Source organism: Methylobacterium sp. WL6 (assembly GCF_008040095.1).
GTDB lineage: Bacteria > Pseudomonadota > Alphaproteobacteria > Rhizobiales > Beijerinckiaceae > Methylobacterium.
The window spans coordinates 1-745 of sequence record NZ_VRVH01000636.1 but is presented as its reverse complement, the minus strand read 5'-3'; the positions used below and the strand labels follow the sequence as shown (position 1 = coordinate 745).

Sequence of the window (745 nt, the reverse complement as noted above, 5' to 3'; positions counted from 1 at the left end):
GAGGCTCCCCGGGGAGCGCCTGGAACCGGCGCTTGCCCGGCACCAGCTTCGGCGTCTGGGCGAGCAGGCTGATCGTGTAGGGGTGGGCGGGGGCGCAGAACAGGGTCTCGGCCGGCGCCACCTCGACGAGGCGGCCGAGATACATCACCGCCACGCGCGAGGCGACGTGCGCGATCACCCCGAGGTCGTGGCTGACGAACAGGTAGGTCAGGCCGAGGTCGCGGCGCAGCTCCAGGAACAGGTTCAGCACCTGCGCCTGGATCGAGACGTCGAGCGCCGCCACCGACTCGTCGCAGACCAGCATCCGCGGCTTCACCGCCAGGGCCCGCGCGATGCCGATGCGGGCGCGCTGGCCGCCGGAGAACTGGTGCGGGTAGCGCGCCATCGCGTCGGCCCCGAGGCTGACCCGGGCGAGCTGGTCGGCCACGTAGGCGCGCTTGTCGCGGGCCGCGACGAGGCCGTGGGCGACGGGGGCCTCGCCGACGATGTCGAGCACCCGCAGGCGCGGGTTGAGGGACGCGGTGGCGTCCTGGAAGATCATCTGGACGGACAGCGCGGCCGCGCGGCGTTCCGCGGCGCTCGACCCGGCAAGGTCGCGCCCGTCCCGCAGCACCCGGCCCCGGCTCGGGGCGTGGAGGCCGGCCGCGAGCCGGGCCAGGGTGGATTTCCCGCAGCCGGATTCGCCGACGAGCCCGACCACCTCGCCGGCCCCGATCGCGAGGTCGACCTCGGTCACGGCCTGCAC

The 745-nt window shown here is 74.9% G+C and carries 1 protein-coding gene; it reads right to left on the bottom strand.

The genetic code is table 11. The annotated features are described in order from the left end of the window. A partial coding sequence (locus tag FV230_RS28915) for an ATP-binding cassette domain-containing protein (RefSeq protein WP_147844795.1) occupies positions 1-745 on the bottom strand: 745 nt, incomplete at both ends.